General features: G+C 46.1%; 1 protein-coding gene. It reads left to right on the top strand.

What is annotated here, in order from left to right; genetic code table 11:
• The first annotated feature begins 76 nt into the window (after positions 1-76).
• Positions 77-1,230 (top strand): IS3 family transposase gene (locus SD70_RS32540; protein WP_197081258.1). Its coding sequence is split into 2 segments (ribosomal slippage): positions 77-329 and positions 329-1,230, totalling 1,155 coding nucleotides; the frame shifts between segments, so codons are not numbered across the junction.
• The last annotated feature ends 43 nt before the right edge of the window (positions 1,231-1,273 follow it).

The raw sequence follows: 1,273 nt of genomic DNA, 5'->3' as shown, positions 1-1,273 counted from the left end.
TTGTTGCTAGACTAGAAAGTGGACACGGAGAACCGAGAATGCGAAAATAAATCAATCAGCATTCGAGGTGACCGTCATGACTAAGAATTACGACAAAGAATTTAAAATGCAAACGGTACAGATGATTGAAGAGGGTAAACCGGTGGCGCAGGTAGCCCGCGAGCTTGGTGTCAGCACGAACACGTTATACCGTTGGAAAGCTGAGTTTGCACAACACGGAAAACAGGCTTTTCCAGGTAGTGGGAACATGTTACCCGACGATAAGGCTGTTCGTGATCTGCAGAAGCAAATCCGCGAACTACAGGAGGAAAACGAAATCTTAAAAAAGGCGATGCACTACTTCGCAAAAGACCGGCGCTGATCTTTTCTTTCATTTACGATCATCGCTTCAAGCTCCGTGTCGCGAAAATGTGCTCTGTTTTTAAGGTTTCACGAAGCGGCTATTATGAATGGGTAAAGAACAAGGATAAGGAAACCCAGCGTAAGACAAAGCGCAAGGAGCTTGAGCAACGCATACGCCGAATCTTTATAGATTCACGCCGTCTTTACGGTAGCCGAAAAATCAAGGAAGCGTTGGAACAGCAAGGCGTTAACGTATCGGGAAAAACCGTTGCACGCATCATGAAGGAGCTGGGCTTGAAATCGAGAACGATCAAGAAGTATAAAGCAACCACAAACTCTAAGCACAACTTACCCGTGCATGAAAATGTGCTGGACCGTAGGTTCACCGCGGATGCTCCTAATCGCAAATGGGTGGCAGATATCACCTATATCCCCACAAGTGAAGGCTGGCTGTATCTGGCTAGCATCATGGATCTATATAGCCGCAAGATCGTCGGATTTCACATGGACGAGCGGATGACAAAAGATCTTGTACTAAAAGCTTTAGACCAAGCCTACAGCCTTCAGAGACCGCGTGGAGAAGTCCTCCATCATTCGGACCGGGGCAGTCAGTATGCGTCACTAGACTATCAAGCACGCCTGCAGAAATACGGATTGAAGAGCAGCATGAGCCGAAAAGGCAATTGTTACGATAACGCGTGTATTGAGTCCTTTCATAGTGTGTTGAAGAAAGAACTCATCTACCTGGAGAAATACAAGACGCGTGCTCAAGCTAAGAAGAGTATATTCGAATATATTACCTGCTTCTACAATGGCAAACGAATTCATTCTGCCATCGGGTACTTCACGCCCAATCAACGAGAACGTATGTACTACACAGCTGCGTGATTTTCTCGATTCTATGTGTCCAATCTATTGACAGCGGTGCACT

It is taken from the genome of Gordoniibacillus kamchatkensis, assembly GCF_000829455.1.
GTDB lineage: Bacteria > Bacillota > Bacilli > Paenibacillales > NBRC-103111 > Gordoniibacillus > Gordoniibacillus kamchatkensis.
The sequence above is the reverse complement of the archived record's forward strand: the minus strand, read 5'-3'. Positions and strand labels throughout refer to the sequence as shown.